We start from the raw sequence: 16,037 nt of genomic DNA on the forward strand, positions 1-16,037 counted from the left end.
GGATCTTCGTTTTATAGTATCAATGGTCAGGATTGCCTCCCGGCCTACATAATATATTTGCCTCTGTCGTCCACCAGAACTACCGGCAGGCGGTGGTGCCGCTCAAAATAGTCGTATGCTGTTTTCAGCTCCGTCCAGAACTGTTTGGAAGTGTTGTCTGTCAGGGAGAAGTTGCCCAGGTACTCCATAGACCGGCTATTGCCGAACTTTACGGGGAATACGTGTACGGGGATAAAGTCCTGCCCTGCATTTTTTGCGTTTACGGCCAGGATGTACACTTCATCGATAAATTCGTTGGTCAGCGGAATACAGCCTACTGTGATACAATCGCCATGGATGTAGATTTCTCCACCCGGCTTTTTCGGATCGCTCAGGATGCGGTCGGAAAAGTTAGGGTAGTTGATACCGAGCGACAGGTGATAGTTGCTGTTCGGGTTGAAATCGTTGATATAATAGAATCCTTCCGGTACCTGACGGTCGCCTTCTTTCCTTTTAGGCCCCATTTTGCCGGACAGGGTACATACCCGGTACGATTTAAACAGGCGGAACGTATCGGCCACACTATTTTTTACCCATATTTCCATTTCACTGTCCAGCTTGAAAGAACGGACAAAAATGTATTTGGCGGGATAAGTGAGTCCTTTTTTCTCAAACTCCTTTTTCAGCAATTCTTCTTTTTCCCGGTAAGCCTCCCCTACTTTAGGGAACATTTTCTGGTTATCCAGGAAAGACTGTTGTGCGGAGAGGGTACCTGCTCCCAACAACAACATAGCCAAAACAACAAGTCTCTTCATATCAGATTTTCACAAAATTTTAAGAATTACACCAGATTTATGTAGGCAAGATAAAACAATAAGAGTGATAAAATGAAATATATCACCAGGCTTACTTTCCTGTTGGCTATCTTCAATATATAGTGCTTGTGCCCCTGATAAATCAATATGGCCGTGAATGCCTGAAAAATCCCGCCTAACAGAAACAGTATGCCAAACAGTGTTTGTATGCTCATAAAAAACGAAACAGTTAATAAGAATATTGTTCCTGTAAAGTTACGCGAATATTGTTATCCTCAGAGCTTAGTCCATTCCAGTTTAACAGTTCCTTCGTCCATTCCGTTGCGAAAGGTGCCCCGTACCGGGTATTTGCTGGCATTGTAGGCGTAGGTATAGGTATGGGTGTAGCTGCGGGAAGCATGTGCGGTACTGATGGTTTCAGATAATACATTGTGGGCCGACAGGTTGGCCGGGGTAATGTCCATCAGGTAAGCCAGGTCCGGGCAGAGCTGTTGCGGGTTCTGCTGGCGATCGTAGGTGTAGGTAACGGTGGAAGTCAGCTGGAAGCTGCTGTACCCCGGTACTTTACCATAGTTCTCCATTTGTGTCACATTTCCCTCGTTGTCCCAGGCATACAGCTGATAACCGCTGGTTTCCAGCTGTCTCTTTGCAGGGTTAACTGTCTGATGGTACCGGGCAGCGATTTTCCCATCCGTGTTATATACGATGGAATCGGTCATGTACACCGCGTTACTGCGGTAATAGCGGATAAGCTGCAGCTGGTTGCCACCGGGGCCATAGGAATAGGTAGCGTCCAGATCGCCCGTCTGTGCAGTTGCATCGTCTGTGGAGAGCGTTTTAACCAGCCGGCCGTTTTCATATACCGGCAGCTGTATGCTCAGCCAGGACTCCCCTCCTGACTGGTGCACCTGTGTAATTTTACGGAGTGTCTTGTCCGGACTGTATTCCAATGTCGTTTTTCCTGCCGGGGAGGATATTTTAGAGAGATAGGTGCCGCCGGGAGTATCTTTATCTGCCCTGAAAGCAGAAGCCAACACTACGGATGCAAACAATAAGGCACAGGTGGTCATTTGTTTTTTTACATATAGTATCATAATCATTCTTTTACATTATAAAATTAAATAATTTGTTTTAAGAAGCTTCAACAATTCGTATTAAAAATAATAATTAATAGTAAAATATTATATGTGTTTATAATTAATAATAAGAGTATTGCGAACGACAATACCGTAAATCTATTTATTTATAAAAGGGAAGGAAGCAACGTTGTAGCAGCAGCCGGCTTTTTTTAAAAGCCGCATAAAGCGTAAGGCAAAGGTGATGGCACATCCATTCATAGATATATAGATCTGCCTGTTGGCAGTATATCCTTTATGTTATCCAAAAAAAATGTCCTGTTGATCTGAACGGTGCTATAGGTATTTAGTTATACTGATCGGTTTGTTTGACTCTTCTGTGTGACGGTTCTTATTCGCCTTCTCACTACTAAAGACAACAGGAAATTGGCATCAGGTGCAGTACATGGCTAAAATATTATAAATAAATATTCAGCTAATATATAAAATTATTACTGTCAAACAAATATTATTAAATTATTAACAAAAATAGCTGCGAGGAGGAACCTGTGCATCATAGAAAAGCCCATAAGCGCAGATATGGCAAAACAGGGCAACTTTACAGCATCCACCAGTGGCAAAAAAAACCGCACCGCGTTTTTCGCGGTGCGGTACAGGTGGCTGAATGTGTTGTAGCTTTCAGCAATTTAACAGCTCTCATAGCGGGTTGTAACCAAAGCCGGGCAAGTGGGCCTTAGCCCTTGAGACTTATAAATTTCCGCGCAGGGCCTGTTCTCTTTCGATAGATTCAAACAAGGCTTTGAAGTTGCCTTTACCGAAAGACTGGGCGCCTTTACGCTGGATAATTTCAAAAAATACGGTAGGCCTGTCCTGGATAGGTTTGGTGAAGATCTGCAGCAGATAGCCTTCGTCGTCGCGGTCCACCAGGATACCGAGCTTACGCAGCGGTTCTATAGACTCATCGATTGTACCGACCCTTTCCAGCAGTGTATCATAGTAAGAACCTGGCACTGTCAGGAACTCTACGCCACGGGCCTGTAAATCAGAAACGGTTTGGATAATATCATTGGTGGCGATAGCGACGTGCTGTACGCCCGGACCACCGTAGAAATCCAGGTATTCTTCGATCTGGGATTTTTTCTTTCCTTCAGCCGGCTCGTTGATCGGAAATTTCACACGACCGTTACCGTTACTCATCACTTTACTCATGAGCGCCGAGTATTCGGTGGAGATATCGCTGTCATCGAACGAGATGAGGTTTTTGAAGCCCATTGTACGTTCGTAGAAAGATACCCAGGTATTCATTTCGTTCCAGCCTACGTTGCCCACGCAGTGGTCTACATACTGCAAACCGGTATCCGCCGGGTTGTAAACAGTTTTCCATTCTTTATAGCCGGGCAGGAACGGACCTTTGTAGTTTTTACGTTCAATGAAAAGGTGCACGGTATCGCCATAAGTCCGGATACCGCTGCGTACCACTTCACCGAATTCGTCTTTTTCCACAACCGGCTCCAGGTAAGGAGTGGCGCCACGTTTAACGGTTTCCTCGAAAGCAGAGCGGGCATCGTCCACCCAGAGCGCCAGTACTTTCACACCATCCCCGTGTTTGGCCACGTGACGCGCGATGTCGGTATCGGGCAGCAGGGAGGTGGTGAGTACGAAACGTAGTTTGTTCTGTACCAGCACGTAGGAAGACCGGTCTTTCACACCGGTTTCAGGACCGGCGTAAGCCACTGACTGAAAACCAAAAGCGGTCTTATAATAGTGGGCTGCCTGTTTTGCGTTGCCTACGTAAAACTCAACATAATCGGTACCATTCAATGGCAGAAAGTCCTGACCGGTCAGGTTGGAAGCGTTTACTACTGCGGTTTCCATAATTCAGTGTTTTAGATTTTTGTTGTTTAAGTCGTTTTGGTGTTTATCTGTTGATTGTTCTCTTGCGCATTGTTTACTCTGCCCAGCTCATCACATATCCTTCGTCTTCGATACCCAGGGCGGCTTCGGTGATTTGCAACGGATGGAAGGTGTCCACCATCACGGCCAGCTCTTTGGTTTCTTTGGCGCCGATGCTTTTTTCCACCGCTCCTGGATGCGGGCCGTGCGGGATACCCGCCGGATGCAGGGTGATCATGCCCCGGGTCACATGTTTGCGGCTCATAAAATCACCATCCACATAATAAAGCACCTCATCACTGTCGATATTGCTATGGTTATAAGGCGCCGGTATCGCCAGCGGGTGATAGTCGAATAAGCGCGGGCAGAAGGAACATACCACGAAATTGTTGCCCTCAAAGGTCTGATGCACCGGCGGTGGCTGGTGTACGCGACCGGTAATAGGCTCAAAGTCATGAATGGAGAAAGCGAAAGGATATTCGCAGCCATCCCACCCGATCACATCAAAGGGATGATGTTTATAGTGAAGCGGGTAAATCACCCCTTTCTTTTTAGCGTTGATCACGAAATCCCCTTCCTGGTCGATGGTCTCCAGGTTTTTCGGTTGACGGATATCCCGTTCGCAATAAGGCGAATGCTCCAGCAACTGCCCGTATTTGCTCAGGTATCTTTTCGGATAACGGAGAGGGCTGAACGACTCTACGATAAAGAGGCGGTTGTTTTCCGTTGCAAAGGATATCTGGTAGATGGTGCCGCGGGGAATCACGAGATAATCACCGTAACCGAATTCCAGTTGCCCGTATTGTGTTCTGAGCACGCCACTGCCTTCATGCACAAAGATCATTTCATCGGCGTCCGCATTTTTGTAGAAATAGGTCTCCATGCTTTTACGCGGCGCGGCCAGCACAATGTGCAGGTCACTATTGACCAGCACGGCTTTGCGGCTTTTCAGAAAATCATCTTCCGGCTGGATATTAAACCCCTGAAAACTGCGGTGCTTCAGCATTTTTTCTTCTGCCACTTTGGGCGCCACGGAATACGGTTCATCCACCTTTACAATTTCGGTCGGCGGGTGACAGTGGTACAGGAGGCTGGAATGGGAAGAAAACCCTTCTGTGGAAAACAATTGTTCCGAATACAGTCCCCCGTCCGGTTTGCGGAACTGGGTATGTCGTTTATGCGGGATTTGTCCTAGTTGATGATAATGTGGCATAACGCGTATTGATTAAAAGATTGTTTTGGTGTATGTAAGCTGAATTGGTGTATGATCCTGCAAAAAATTGCTGTATTGGAAATTATCACGCAGCACAATAAAGGCTGATGCTAAAAGACAAATTGCCGGTAAAACGAGGTGCGCACATGCAGCAATAGCGATAAGAAAAGCTATTACAAAGTTACGCGATATAAACAGGAAAAGCAGCCGGAAGGGGCTGTTTCGGAAGGGTTATGCCAGCGCCGAATCCATGGCGAGGGTAGCCATGAGAAAGTAGTAGTTAAGCTGACTATTGCTTGTATATTTCAGTGAAACGGACAAGTGGCAAATAATTTAGTCAGCTAAAGTTAAGGATATTTTGTTTCCGTCCAAGCAAATTATTGTTTTAGCAGCAAAATACAGGTATCTAAAACCGTATACGGCATTTTAACGGCAGCCTCCCCCTGTTGAAGCTAAAAAGGTTACCTTAGCGACCATTATATACGTACTATGAAATATCTGTTGTTATTGATTTTGTTGCCCTTTGCTGCCCGGGCACAGACAAAAGCCCCTAACCCGCAGGCGTTCAGTATTCCGGCCGGCTATCAAAAGATAGCCGAGGCCGCCGGCAATACAAACATGCCTTTACCACCCTCCCGCTTTTGGACAAGCTGCAACTGGGAGAGAACACACTGAAGATCCCTGGTTGCAAGGAGAACGTCTACTATTAGCGTTCTTCCTCCCCGGGGAGCACTTAACAGTACCCCCGGAGGATTTTCCTCTGTCATCTATTTCATGACAATACACCCCTTTCATTTTGGAGCTTTCAAGCATATTTTTGTCATTCAATTGTCTTAAAAATTGATTTTCACATACTCCAAGATGAAAAAATGATGCTATCACAATCAAACAAAACCGCAGTAAACCCTACATAAATTCAACAAAACAAAAAAATATTAGACAATATCAAAAACAAGCAACAATAATTAAATGATTTAAAAATATCCCCACTGCACTTTTATTTACCGGTGGAAATCCGGACTTTTGTTACACAATCGTCATAAAACAATAGTGCAAGCAGTAGCTACATATCATCTCACCTCCTCCGCCTCCTCCCTCCTGGGGGAACGCCTGAGCACTATTATTACGACCACCACCATTACAACCCCACTGCGGGGTTAGTATACACATATCATCCAACGACCACAACCGTGGTAACCACCGGGAACCCGGAATATCCATTCGTATAAACATTATTCACTATGCAAGTACTTAAGTTTGGCGGCACTTCTGTCGGAAGCGCCAAAGCCATAGAACAGGTTTGTCAAATCCTCAAAAAAAATAAACCGGCCGGCCGTTATGCCATCATTGTATCAGCGCTCGGCGGTACTACGGACAAGCTTATACGTTGCGGTCAACTGGCCGGCGAAGGCCAGGAACAATACAAGTCCGTACTACAGGAAATAGAAAACAGACACCTGGACACTATCCGCGAATTATTCCCTATCACTGCGCAAAGCAGCATGATCAGCCAACTGAAGAAAAAACTTAATGCCCTGGAAAATCTGTGCGACGGCATCTTCCAGGTAGGAGAACTAAGCGCCCGTTCCCTTGATAAAATCATGAGCTATGGCGAACTGATCTCCTGCGTTATCGTTGCGGAAAAACTCAAGCAACTGGGTTTCTCCGCTACCTGCAAAGACAGCCGGGAACTGATTGTGACCGACAACAACTACGGCCATGCGGCCGTTAACTTCCAGGCTACCAACCACCTTATTACAGAATATTTCTCGCAGCATCCCGCAGATTACGTGGTACTGCCCGGCTTTGTGGCCGCCGCCCCCAACGGCGACACCACTACGCTCGGCCGTGGCGGCTCGGACTACACTGCCGCCATCATCGCTGCCGCCGTACATGCAGAACTGCTTGATATATGGACAGACGTGAGCGGCATGATGACCGCCGATCCCCGCCTGGTATCCCAGGCCATTCCTATCGCCCATATCTCCTACGAAGAAGCGATGGAACTGTCCCACTTCGGCGCTAAAGTCATTTATCCGCCCACTATACAACCGGTCATGGATAAACGAATACCCATCTGGATCAAAAACACGTTTGCCCCTGAAGATTACGGCACCCTCATACAGGACAGCGTAGAACGTACTTTCCCGGTGACCGGCATTTCCGGCATCCAGCATATATCCCTGTTAACCCTTGAAGGAAGCGGCATGGTAGGCATCCCGGGGTTCTCCAAACGACTGTTTGAATCGCTCCTGCAGGAACGTATCAACGTTATCTTCATTACCCAGAGTTCTTCGGAGCACTCTATCACAGTTGGCATCCACGAAGCAGACATGCTGAAAGCCAAAACTGCGATCGACAGCGAGTTTGCACAGGAGATACAGGAGAAACGCATCGACCCCCTGCTGGTGGAGAAGGACCTCTGCATCGTGGCCGTTGTGGGCGACAAAATGAAAAACCATCATGGCACCAGCGGCAAACTTTTTGGTACCCTCGGCCGCAACGGCGTCAATGTAAGGGCTATCGCACAAGGCTCTACGGAGAAAAATATCTCCGCTGTCATTAATAAAGCCGACCTGAAAAAAGCGCTCAACCTGATACATGAAACATTTTTTGAAGCGCCGCTCAAACAGGTCAACCTGTTCATCGCCGGCGTAGGCAACGTAGGCGGCAAACTGCTGGAACAACTGCAGCAACAACAGCACTACCTGCAGGAAGAACTGGGACTGCAGATAAGGGTAGCCGGTCTGGCCAACAGTAAAAATGCCTTGTTCAGCCCCTATGGCATTGGGCTCCACGACTGGAAAAACCAGCTGGCACAGGGAGACGCCATGGACCTGCCGGCTTTCGTGGACTGCATCAAATCCCTAAACCTGCGCAACAGCGTATTCGTGGACAATACCGCCAGCAGCGAAGTGGCCGCCATTTACCACGAGTTCCTGCAACATGGTATTTCCGTGGTGACCTGCAATAAAATCGCCTGCTCCTCAGATTATGCCTATTACAAACAACTGAAAGACCTGGCCCGTAAATACAACGCCTCCTTTCTTTTCGAAACCAATGTGGGCGCCGGCCTGCCTGTCATCAATACGCTCAATGACCTCGTCAGGAGCGGCGACAGGGTACAGAGCATCGAAGCGGTACTTTCCGGCAGCCTGAACTTTGTGTTCAACCATTTTGTGAACGGCAACAGTTTCCGCAGCGTGGTCAAAGCCGCGCAGGACGAAGGCTACACTGAGCCGGACCCGCGTATTGACCTCAGCGGCAAAGACGTGATGCGTAAAATCCTGATACTGGCCCGTGAAAGCGGCGCCGCTATCGAAATGAACGACATCACCAACCACTCCTTCCTGCCGGAAGCCTGCCTTCATGCACCATCCGTGGCCGATTTCTACGAAACGCTGGATGAACATGCCGCTCATTTCCAACAGCTGTACCAAGAAGCATCCAGCGCCGGCAAAAGGCTGAAGTTCGTGGCCCGCTATGCAGACGGCCAGGCATCCGTAGGCCTGCAGTGCATTGCACCCGATCATCCTTTCTACCAACTGGAAGGCAAAGACAACATCGTGCTTTACACCACCAACAGGTACCAGGAGCAACCGCTGATCGTAAAAGGCGCAGGAGCCGGCGCAGACGTGACCGCCTCCGGTATTTTCGCCGACATTATCCGGTCCGCCCGTTTATGACCAGCCTGTTAAATCCTTGTCACCTCGTTGCAGATAAAACACCGAATGATTAAATTAATAACACAACCCTTCCTGTATGGAAAGTATAAAAGTATATGCACCCGGCACTGTTGCCAATGTAGCGTGTGGTTTTGACGTGATAGGCCTCGCCATGGACGCCCCCGGCGACGAAATGGTGGTGCGCCGCACCAGCCAGCCCGGCATCCGTATCAAAGCCGTCCACGGCGCCGACCTGCCCACCGACCCAGCTAAAAACGTGGCCAGCGTGGCCGTTCAGGCACTGTTACAGAAATACGACCAGCCCGATGCCGGTATCGAAATAGAGATCTTCAAACATATCCACCCCGGTAGCGGCATCGGCTCCAGCGCCGCCAGCAGCGCCGGCGCCGTTGTGGCGGTCAACCACCTGCTGGGCGAGCCCTTCACCAAAAAACAACTGGTACGTTTCGCTATGGAAGGAGAACGACTGGCCTGCGGGTCTGCACATGCAGACAACGTGGCGCCGGCCATCCTCGGTGGCTTCACGCTGGTACGCAGCTACCGTCCGCTGGACATCACCACGCTGCACACGCCGGCCGAACTGTGGGTAACCGTTATCCATCCGCAGATAGAAGTCAAAACTTCCGACGCCCGCGAGATACTGAAGCAGAAAGTGCTGATGACTGACGCCATCCGCCAGTGGGGCAACGTAGGAGCCATGGTAGCAGCGCTCTACCAGGAGGATTATGACCTGATCAGCCGTTCCCTGGAAGATGTGATCGTGGAACCGATACGTTCCATCCTTATTCCCGCCTTCCAGGAACTGAAGCTCAGATGCAGGGAAGCCGGCGCCCTCGGCGGCGGTATCTCCGGTTCCGGCCCATCGGTATTCATGCTCAGCAAAGGCGAAGCAAACGCCCGTAAAGTGGCCGAAACCATGAACAACGTATATGCGCCACTGGGAGTAGACTATAAAATATACGTGTCCCGCGTCAACACCGCCGGCGTTAAAATCATTGACTAATTCACCAATCCATCCGCATGCAGTACTACAGTTTACAAGATCCACAACATAAAACATCATTTGAAACCGCCGTCATACAAGGTATTGCGCCGGACAGAGGCCTGTACTTCCCCGAGCAGATCCCTTCCCTGGACCCGGATTTTATCACACACCTGCACCACTATTCAGACCAGGAGATCGGCTATGAGGTAATCCGTCCTTTTATCGGTGATGAGATCCCTGAAGCCGCGCTGAAACAGATCGTAAACGATACACTGCATTTTCCTTTTCCGGTACAGAAAGTCACCGGTCACACCTATGCGCTGGAACTCTTCCACGGCCCTACCCTTGCCTTTAAAGACGTGGGCGCCCGCTTCATGGCCGGATGCCTCGGTTACTTCCGGCGTAACAGCGACCGGCCGGTGACCGTGCTGGTAGCCACTTCCGGCGATACCGGCGGCGCCGTGGCCAGCGGCTTTTATAACGTTCCCGGTGTAGACGTAGTGATCCTCTACCCTTCGCAAAAGGTGAGCACCTTACAGGAAAAACAGCTGACCACCCTCGGCGGTAATATCCGCGCACTGGAGATACGGGGTACATTCGACGACTGTCAGCGTATGGTGAAAAGCGCCTTCCTCGACGCCGAGATACAGTCACGCCGACAGCTTACTTCTGCCAACTCCATCAATGTGGCCCGCTGGCTGCCGCAGATGTTTTATTATTTCCTCGCCTATAAACAGATGAAGGCCGCTCATCCCCGGGTGGTGTTTGCCGTGCCCAGCGGTAATTTCGGCAACATCTGCGCCGGCATGATGGCCGCCGCCATAGGCCTGCCCGTAGCACACTTTGTGGCCGCCACGAACATCAACGACACGGTGCCCCGCTTTATGCAAAACGGAAAGTATGAACCAGGCAAAGCAGTGCCTACCCTGTCCAACGCCATGGACGTGGCCGACCCCAGCAACTTCGTACGGGTGTTGCAGTTATTCGGCAACAGCCTGCCGGCACTGCAGGAGAAATTTACCGCGTACGCCTATACGGACAAGGATACGGCACGTACCATGGAACAGGTATGGAAAGAACATCATTATATGCTGGACCCTCATGGGGCGGTAGGTTATCTCGGCCTGCAGCAGTTCCTCGCCGGGGCGCCTGATCTGACCGGCGTCTTCCTGGAAACGGCCCACCCGGTAAAGTTTGAAGACACCGCACCCAAGGCTGTGCGTGATGCCATTTACACACCGCCCCGCGTGATGTCGCTCTATGGTAAAGAAAAAGATGCCACGCTGCTGCCGGCAGATTACGACGCGTTCAAAAACTGGTTAATGCGATAAGGATTGCTTAGTTTTGGCGGTGTATGAAATATTTACCTATCCTGGTGGCCATGGCGGGTGTCGTGGCCTGCAACAATGACCACAAAAAGCCCGGCCAGCAGAACGGCGCAGACTCCGCACTGTACAGTGATATTATCCGGCCGGTGACAGATTCCATTCAGCATTATCCGGACCAGGACGCACTGTACTACCGCAGGGCGCTGTTGCTGTTCAATACCAATCCCCGCCTCGCGCAGCAGGATTTTGAAAAAGCCGCCAGCCTGAAGCCGGCTAACCCCGACTATTGGGCCGGCGCCGGCGAAGCCGCGCTGGTAGACAACCGCTACAACGAAGCAGAACTATATTTCAGCAAAGCGCTGGCTAACGCTCCCACCTATACGTACCTGCAGTACAAACTGGCCACCGCCATGCTGGAGAACAAACACACTGTACAGGCAGACAGCCTGGCCGATGTGCTGGCCGGCACCACCGACGGGCGGGACAAAGCTTTTTACCTGAAAGCACGCATGGCAGAAGACCGCCTGGATACTACCGCAGCCATCGAACATCTGAAAAAGGCCGTCGCCGCTGCCGGCCCACAGGCGGAGTATGAAGCCGTCATGGAACTGGCCGACCTGCTGCGGGCCCGCAAAACCCCGGAAGCCGTCCGGTACTATACGGCCGCATGGCAGCAGGACTCGCTCAATGCCACCCCCCTCTTTGATGCGGGACAAACACAGGAAGAACTGGGCGATACCAATGCCGCGATGAACACCTACCGGAAGTGCATTGTGGCCGATCCGGGATTTGAGCCGGCATATATGGCGCTGGGCAACATCTACAGCAGCAGGAACCAGTGGAAGGAGGCGTACAGTTACTACAACCTCGCCGCCAAAGCCGCTCCCACCGACGCGCTGGCCTATTTTCAACGCGGCAGGGCACAGGAACAGCTGGGCAACAAAAAAGAAGCGATCGGAGACTACGCCAAAGCCGCTTCTTTCAGAAAAGATTATAAAGAAGCAAAGGAAGCCATGCAACGGTTGAGCCGCTAAAGTGCCACCGGTGTTTATGTCAACCGCATTGCTTACATTTAATACCTAAAACTGACTACTATTGGAAAACGCTCCTGTAATGATAGCGCCGTCCTTACTGGCGGCCAATTTTCTTGAACTGGGAAAAGAAGTGGAAATGGTGAACCGCAGCGAGGCTGACTGGTTTCACCTGGATGTGATGGATGGCCGTTTTGTGCCCAATATCAGCTACGGACTGCCGGTGATCGCGCAGATCAAAAAGCTGGCCCGCAAACCATGTGATGTACACCTGATGATAGAAGAACCGGAGAAATATGCAGCCGAATTTAAAAAAGCCGGCGCCGATATCCTCACCGTACATGCAGAAGCCTGTATTCATCTGCACCGCAATATCCAGCAGATCAAAAGCCTGGGCATGAAAGCCGGCGTGGCGCTCAACCCGCATACGCCAGCGGTGATGCTGGAAAATGTGATCCGTGATATCGATGTGGTACTGGTGATGAGCGTCAATCCGGGTTTTGGCGGACAGACCTTTATAGAACAAACTTACCAGAAGATAAGGCAGGTGCGTCAGTTGATCAAAGACAACCAGGCTACCGCCCTGATAGAAGTGGATGGCGGTATCAGTACAGAAAATGCCGGCCAGCTGGTGCAGGCAGGCGCCAATGTGCTGGTGGCAGGCAGCTCCATCTTTGCTTCAGCAGATCCCGAAAAAACAATTGCCGCACTTAAGAGAGGTGCTCTATAATCTCTTTGGACAGGGGTTTGGTAAGATAGCCATTTACCACCGGGTAATGACGGACCCGCTCTTTGTCTTTCTCATCGATAGAAGACGTCAGCACGAAGATGCGGATCTGTTTGGGCAGCTGGTCATGAAAGACGCTGTACTCATCCAGGAACTCCCAACCATCCATAATCGGCATATTGAGGTCCAGCAGAATAAGGTCGGGCAGTTCGTCCACCTTATCTGCATGCTGCCGGATATGGTCCAATACATCCTGCGCATCTGAGAACACCCTGATATTGGTGCATATCCCCTGCCGTTCTATCATGATTTTAGCAATTTGCTGGTGAATTGGGTCGTCGTCTACTATAAAAATCATATTGATCAGCTTCATAAAAGGGATTATTCCGGCCTAAATGTAATAATAAATTTGGTACCCTGCCCCGGCCTGCTTTCGGCCCTGATACTTCCACCCATTGCCTCCACCTGTGTTTTGGTGATAAACAATCCGATACCTTTCGCATCTTTGTTACGGTGAAATGTTTTCCGGAAGCCGAACAGCTTGTTACCAAAGCGTTCCATATCAATGCCGATGCCGTTGTCCTGCACCGTGAGTACAATGTTGTCGTTCTCTCTCCAGGTCTGTAAATGCAGTTCCGGCTCTCTTTCCGGTGAACGGTAGCGGATCGCATTGGTGATAAAATTCTGGAGGATACTGTCGAGATACACCCGTGGATACTCTATTTGTGGCGCCTGTTCAAAATCATAGGTGATTTTGATATTACTGGTTTCAATATCTACCAGCAGGATATCCTTTACCTTCTGTACCCGTTCGGCAAAAAGCAGTTTTTCTTTTTCCACGTTCACGTCTTTCCGTATCTGTACCACTTCCACCAGGTCGTTGAGCGTTTCATCTATCTTTTTGATCACTTCATGCAACATGCCCAGGTACAGCTCCCGCTCCTGCTGGGAGGATGCCTCGTTATGCATCTGCATCAGCGCCCGCAGGTTGGCGATGGGCGCCCGCAGGTTATGGGAAGTAATATGAGCGAAGTCCTCCAGCTGCTTGTTCTGGTTGACCAGGTTTTTGTTCAGGTTAGACAGCTGGTCATTCGCCTTGCGCAGTTCCTTCTGCATTTTACGGCTCTCGGTGATGTCGCGCATGAAGACCGAGATACCGCCGTCCTGCATGGGTGTCAGCAGGAAGTCGTACCATTTATCGGGTTTGGAGAAGTAGATACCGAAAGACTGGGACTGCCGCTGTTGTATACACTCCTGCAACCTGGCGTAAAACACGGTGCCTGACAGCCGGGGGAACACTTCGAAAATATTGCTGCCCATTTCCACTTTCTGGCCGATCATTTTCTCCGCTTTCTGATTGAGGAAATTGAGCTTGCCGTCTTTCTCCATGGCGGCGTAGCCCATGTCCACCGTATCGAAGAAGAGACGCATCAGTTCCGTGTTACGGGTGAGCGCTTCCTCGATGGCAGACTGTTCCGTCACGTCCTGGACCACGCCGAAGATGCGTGTCCGTTTGCCATTGGTATATCCCGGCTGACCGATACAACGCACTCTTTTGGTTTGCTGTTTGGCAGAGATCAGCGTCAGCTCTGCATCGAACGTTTTGCCGGTTTCGATGCATTGTTTCACCAGTCCTTCCAGCACGGGTTGTGACTCCGGTGAAAAAAAGCGCATGGCTTTTTCGTAGTTGATGGGCGTGTCCGGTTCGCAGTCATGTATTTTATAGGATTGGTAAGACCAGCGGACACGTTCCGTTTCGAGGTCCATCTCCCATCCGCCGATTTTTCCGATGTCACCTGTTTGCAGGAGGAATTCCTGGTTTTTGACGTTTTCCAGTTCCTGCATTTTTTTATCGGTGATATCGTTTACGAGGGCTACGACGATCATCTCTTTATCCACCGGTTCAATCACGGGGAAGACGGTGAGGTCGAGGTATACTTCACGGCCGACGGTGGTCCAGCGTTCGTCCTGGCTGAAGTCTATTTTCTTTTCCACGCGCAGCGGGTTGCCTTCTTCGAGTGCCTGCAGGAACAGTTTGTCCAGTTCGAAGCGGGTGGCCAGTTCATCGTTCATGACGTTGAAATTCCGGCGGGCGGCAGGATGCGGGGAGTTGAAGAAGAAACGTTGCGTTTGATTGATGCGGCGGATAAAGCCGAAGTTATCAAACTGGATATAGCCGATGGGCAGGTTTTCGATGATATTGTCGAGCAGTCTTTCGCTTTTCTGGAGGCTGATTTCGGCTACTTTCTTTTCGGTGATATCATCGAGGATAAGGAAGTAGTTGGCCATTCTGCTGTGGCGGTCTGTTACCGGGAAGATGGTAGCTTCGTAGTACAGCGGGAACAGGCGGGTGACATTGCCGTAATTTTTTTCCGCATAGTTGAGCAATATTTCCCGTTTCAGTGTTTTGCCGGTGTCACGGGCTTCTTCGAACATGCGGGCGAGGCCATTGAGCCGGTAGAACGGGTCTTGCAGCCATTTATATTCCGCATCGCCGAGGAAGGCGTGCTGGGCGCCCCATATCTGTCGTTGGCGGCTGTTCATTTCTACGCTGACGCCTTCGGGGGTGAACTGTTGCAGGCCGATGGGGAGGTTTTCGAGTATCTGGCGGAAATATTGTTCATCTTCCATGACCCGGAGTTCGGGCAGTTTACGGTCGGTGATATCGATGCCGATGAGGAGGCATCCGGTCAGCTGACCGTCGTTGCCCATGACAGGATGGATGGCTGCTTCCAGCCACAGCTGGGTGTTTCCGTGCAGCAGAAAACAGATTTGTTCCTGTATGGATTGTCCGGTCCGCAGCTGTTGCCAGATGCGGGCCCACTGTGTTTCATCGGCGGGCAGGAGTAGTTCCCTGAAGTATCGTCCGGAGATGAGTTCCGGCGGTTGCTGTAGGGCGTTGGCCATTCGCGGGTTCAGGGTAGTAATGCATTCAGCGGCATCCAGATTCACAGACAATGCGCAGGCATTGATGGCAGCCTCCAGATGCTGCAGATGCCGGTAATGCTGTTCCAGCATAACATCCTTCATTATTACTAGCGGGATTCTAAGATCGTTGAGTATTTAATAAGCTCAAAATAGGCATTATATGACAAAAAAGCGCCATTACAGTAGTAAAAGGTACAACTTCCGGCTTTATTTTCCCGTTTTTCAACCGGATTTATCTTCCGGTAGTGCCTGTTGTTCAGGGAATTATCCACCTGTTGTGGATTTTCAGTTTTCCGATTTTGTTGATTGATCAATATCTTCGCATTCATTTCCGGCGGAGCCGGGCTACAAATAAACTAATTTTCACATAAAATAA

Annotated in this window: 11 protein-coding genes; 5 read left to right on the forward strand and 6 right to left on the reverse strand. The window is 50.1% G+C overall.

What is annotated here, in order from left to right:
* Positions 1–44: 44 nt before the first annotated feature.
* The 4 genes from B5D63_RS21635 to B5D63_RS21655 form a co-directional block, all read right to left on the reverse strand.
* Positions 45–794: a L,D-transpeptidase family protein gene (locus tag B5D63_RS21635; protein ID WP_078670921.1), complete on the reverse strand. Its 750-nt coding sequence runs from the start codon at positions 792–794 to the stop codon at positions 45–47.
* Between the two features lie 275 nt (positions 795–1,069).
* On the reverse strand, positions 1,070–1,888 hold the full coding sequence (locus B5D63_RS21645) for a hypothetical protein (protein WP_143313028.1): 819 nt from the start codon (positions 1,886–1,888) through the stop codon (positions 1,070–1,072).
* A 729-nt stretch (positions 1,889–2,617) separates the two neighbouring features.
* The gene (gene hppD, locus B5D63_RS21650) at positions 2,618–3,745 is read right to left on the reverse strand and encodes a 4-hydroxyphenylpyruvate dioxygenase (RefSeq protein WP_078670924.1); all 1,128 of its coding nucleotides are present in this window, start codon (positions 3,743–3,745) and stop codon (positions 2,618–2,620) included.
* Positions 3,746–3,818: 73 nt separating this feature from the next.
* Positions 3,819–4,976 (reverse strand): homogentisate 1,2-dioxygenase, encoded by a 1,158-nt coding sequence (locus B5D63_RS21655; protein WP_078670925.1) that lies wholly within the window; start codon positions 4,974–4,976, stop codon positions 3,819–3,821.
* Positions 4,977–6,217: 1,241 nt separating this feature from the next.
* Between B5D63_RS21655 and thrA the strand changes: the two genes are divergently transcribed.
* From thrA to rpe, 5 genes are all read left to right on the forward strand, one after another.
* A complete protein-coding gene (gene thrA, locus B5D63_RS21670) occupies positions 6,218–8,662 on the forward strand; it encodes a bifunctional aspartate kinase/homoserine dehydrogenase I (RefSeq protein ID WP_078670928.1) in 2,445 nt (814 codons plus the stop codon).
* 76 nt (positions 8,663–8,738) lie between these two features.
* The gene (locus B5D63_RS21675; protein WP_078670929.1) at positions 8,739–9,665 is read left to right on the forward strand and encodes a homoserine kinase; all 927 of its coding nucleotides are present in this window, start codon (positions 8,739–8,741) and stop codon (positions 9,663–9,665) included.
* A gap of 17 nt (positions 9,666–9,682) precedes the next feature.
* Positions 9,683–10,978 (forward strand): threonine synthase, encoded by a 1,296-nt coding sequence (gene thrC, locus B5D63_RS21680; protein WP_078670930.1) that lies wholly within the window; start codon positions 9,683–9,685, stop codon positions 10,976–10,978.
* Between the two features lie 23 nt (positions 10,979–11,001).
* Complete coding sequence (locus B5D63_RS21685; RefSeq protein WP_078670931.1) at positions 11,002–12,009, forward strand: tetratricopeptide repeat protein; 1,008 nt, start codon at positions 11,002–11,004, stop codon at positions 12,007–12,009.
* Between the two features lie 61 nt (positions 12,010–12,070).
* Positions 12,071–12,736 (forward strand): ribulose-phosphate 3-epimerase, encoded by a 666-nt coding sequence (gene rpe, locus B5D63_RS21690; protein WP_262488165.1) that lies wholly within the window; start codon positions 12,071–12,073, stop codon positions 12,734–12,736.
* Here the strand turns inward: rpe and B5D63_RS21695 are convergent.
* Both B5D63_RS21695 and B5D63_RS21700 read right to left on the reverse strand, forming a co-directional pair.
* Positions 12,717–13,106 carry a response regulator gene (locus tag B5D63_RS21695; RefSeq protein ID WP_078670933.1) on the reverse strand — a complete coding sequence of 130 codons (390 nt, stop codon included), beginning with the start codon at positions 13,104–13,106 and terminating at the stop codon, positions 12,717–12,719. The two genes, rpe and B5D63_RS21695, sit on opposite strands and share 20 nt — an antisense overlap.
* Positions 13,107–13,114: 8 nt before the next feature.
* Positions 13,115–15,763 carry a PAS domain S-box protein gene (locus B5D63_RS21700; RefSeq protein WP_078670934.1) on the reverse strand — a complete coding sequence of 883 codons (2,649 nt, stop codon included), beginning with the start codon at positions 15,761–15,763 and terminating at the stop codon, positions 13,115–13,117.
* Between the last annotated feature and the right edge of the window lie 274 nt (positions 15,764–16,037).

The organism is Chitinophaga eiseniae (assembly GCF_900167135.1).
GTDB classification, from domain to species: Bacteria; Bacteroidota; Bacteroidia; order Chitinophagales; family Chitinophagaceae; genus Chitinophaga; species Chitinophaga eiseniae.

Coding starts and splice junctions, on each gene's coding strand:
- B5D63_RS21635 (WP_078670921.1), bottom strand. CDS start 794: ATGAAGAGACTTGTTGTTTTGGCTATGTTGTTGTTGGGAGCAGGTACC.
- B5D63_RS21645 (WP_143313028.1), bottom strand. CDS start 1,888: ATGATACTATATGTAAAAAAACAAATGACCACCTGTGCCTTATTGTTT.
- hppD (WP_078670924.1), bottom strand. CDS start 3,745: ATGGAAACCGCAGTAGTAAACGCTTCCAACCTGACCGGTCAGGACTTT.
- B5D63_RS21655 (WP_078670925.1), bottom strand. CDS start 4,976: ATGCCACATTATCATCAACTAGGACAAATCCCGCATAAACGACATACC.
- thrA (WP_078670928.1), top strand. CDS start 6,218: ATGCAAGTACTTAAGTTTGGCGGCACTTCTGTCGGAAGCGCCAAAGCC.
- B5D63_RS21675 (WP_078670929.1), top strand. CDS start 8,739: ATGGAAAGTATAAAAGTATATGCACCCGGCACTGTTGCCAATGTAGCG.
- thrC (WP_078670930.1), top strand. CDS start 9,683: ATGCAGTACTACAGTTTACAAGATCCACAACATAAAACATCATTTGAA.
- B5D63_RS21685 (WP_078670931.1), top strand. CDS start 11,002: ATGAAATATTTACCTATCCTGGTGGCCATGGCGGGTGTCGTGGCCTGC.
- B5D63_RS21695 (WP_078670933.1), bottom strand. CDS start 13,106: ATGAAGCTGATCAATATGATTTTTATAGTAGACGACGACCCAATTCAC.
- B5D63_RS21700 (WP_078670934.1), bottom strand. CDS start 15,763: ATGAAGGATGTTATGCTGGAACAGCATTACCGGCATCTGCAGCATCTG.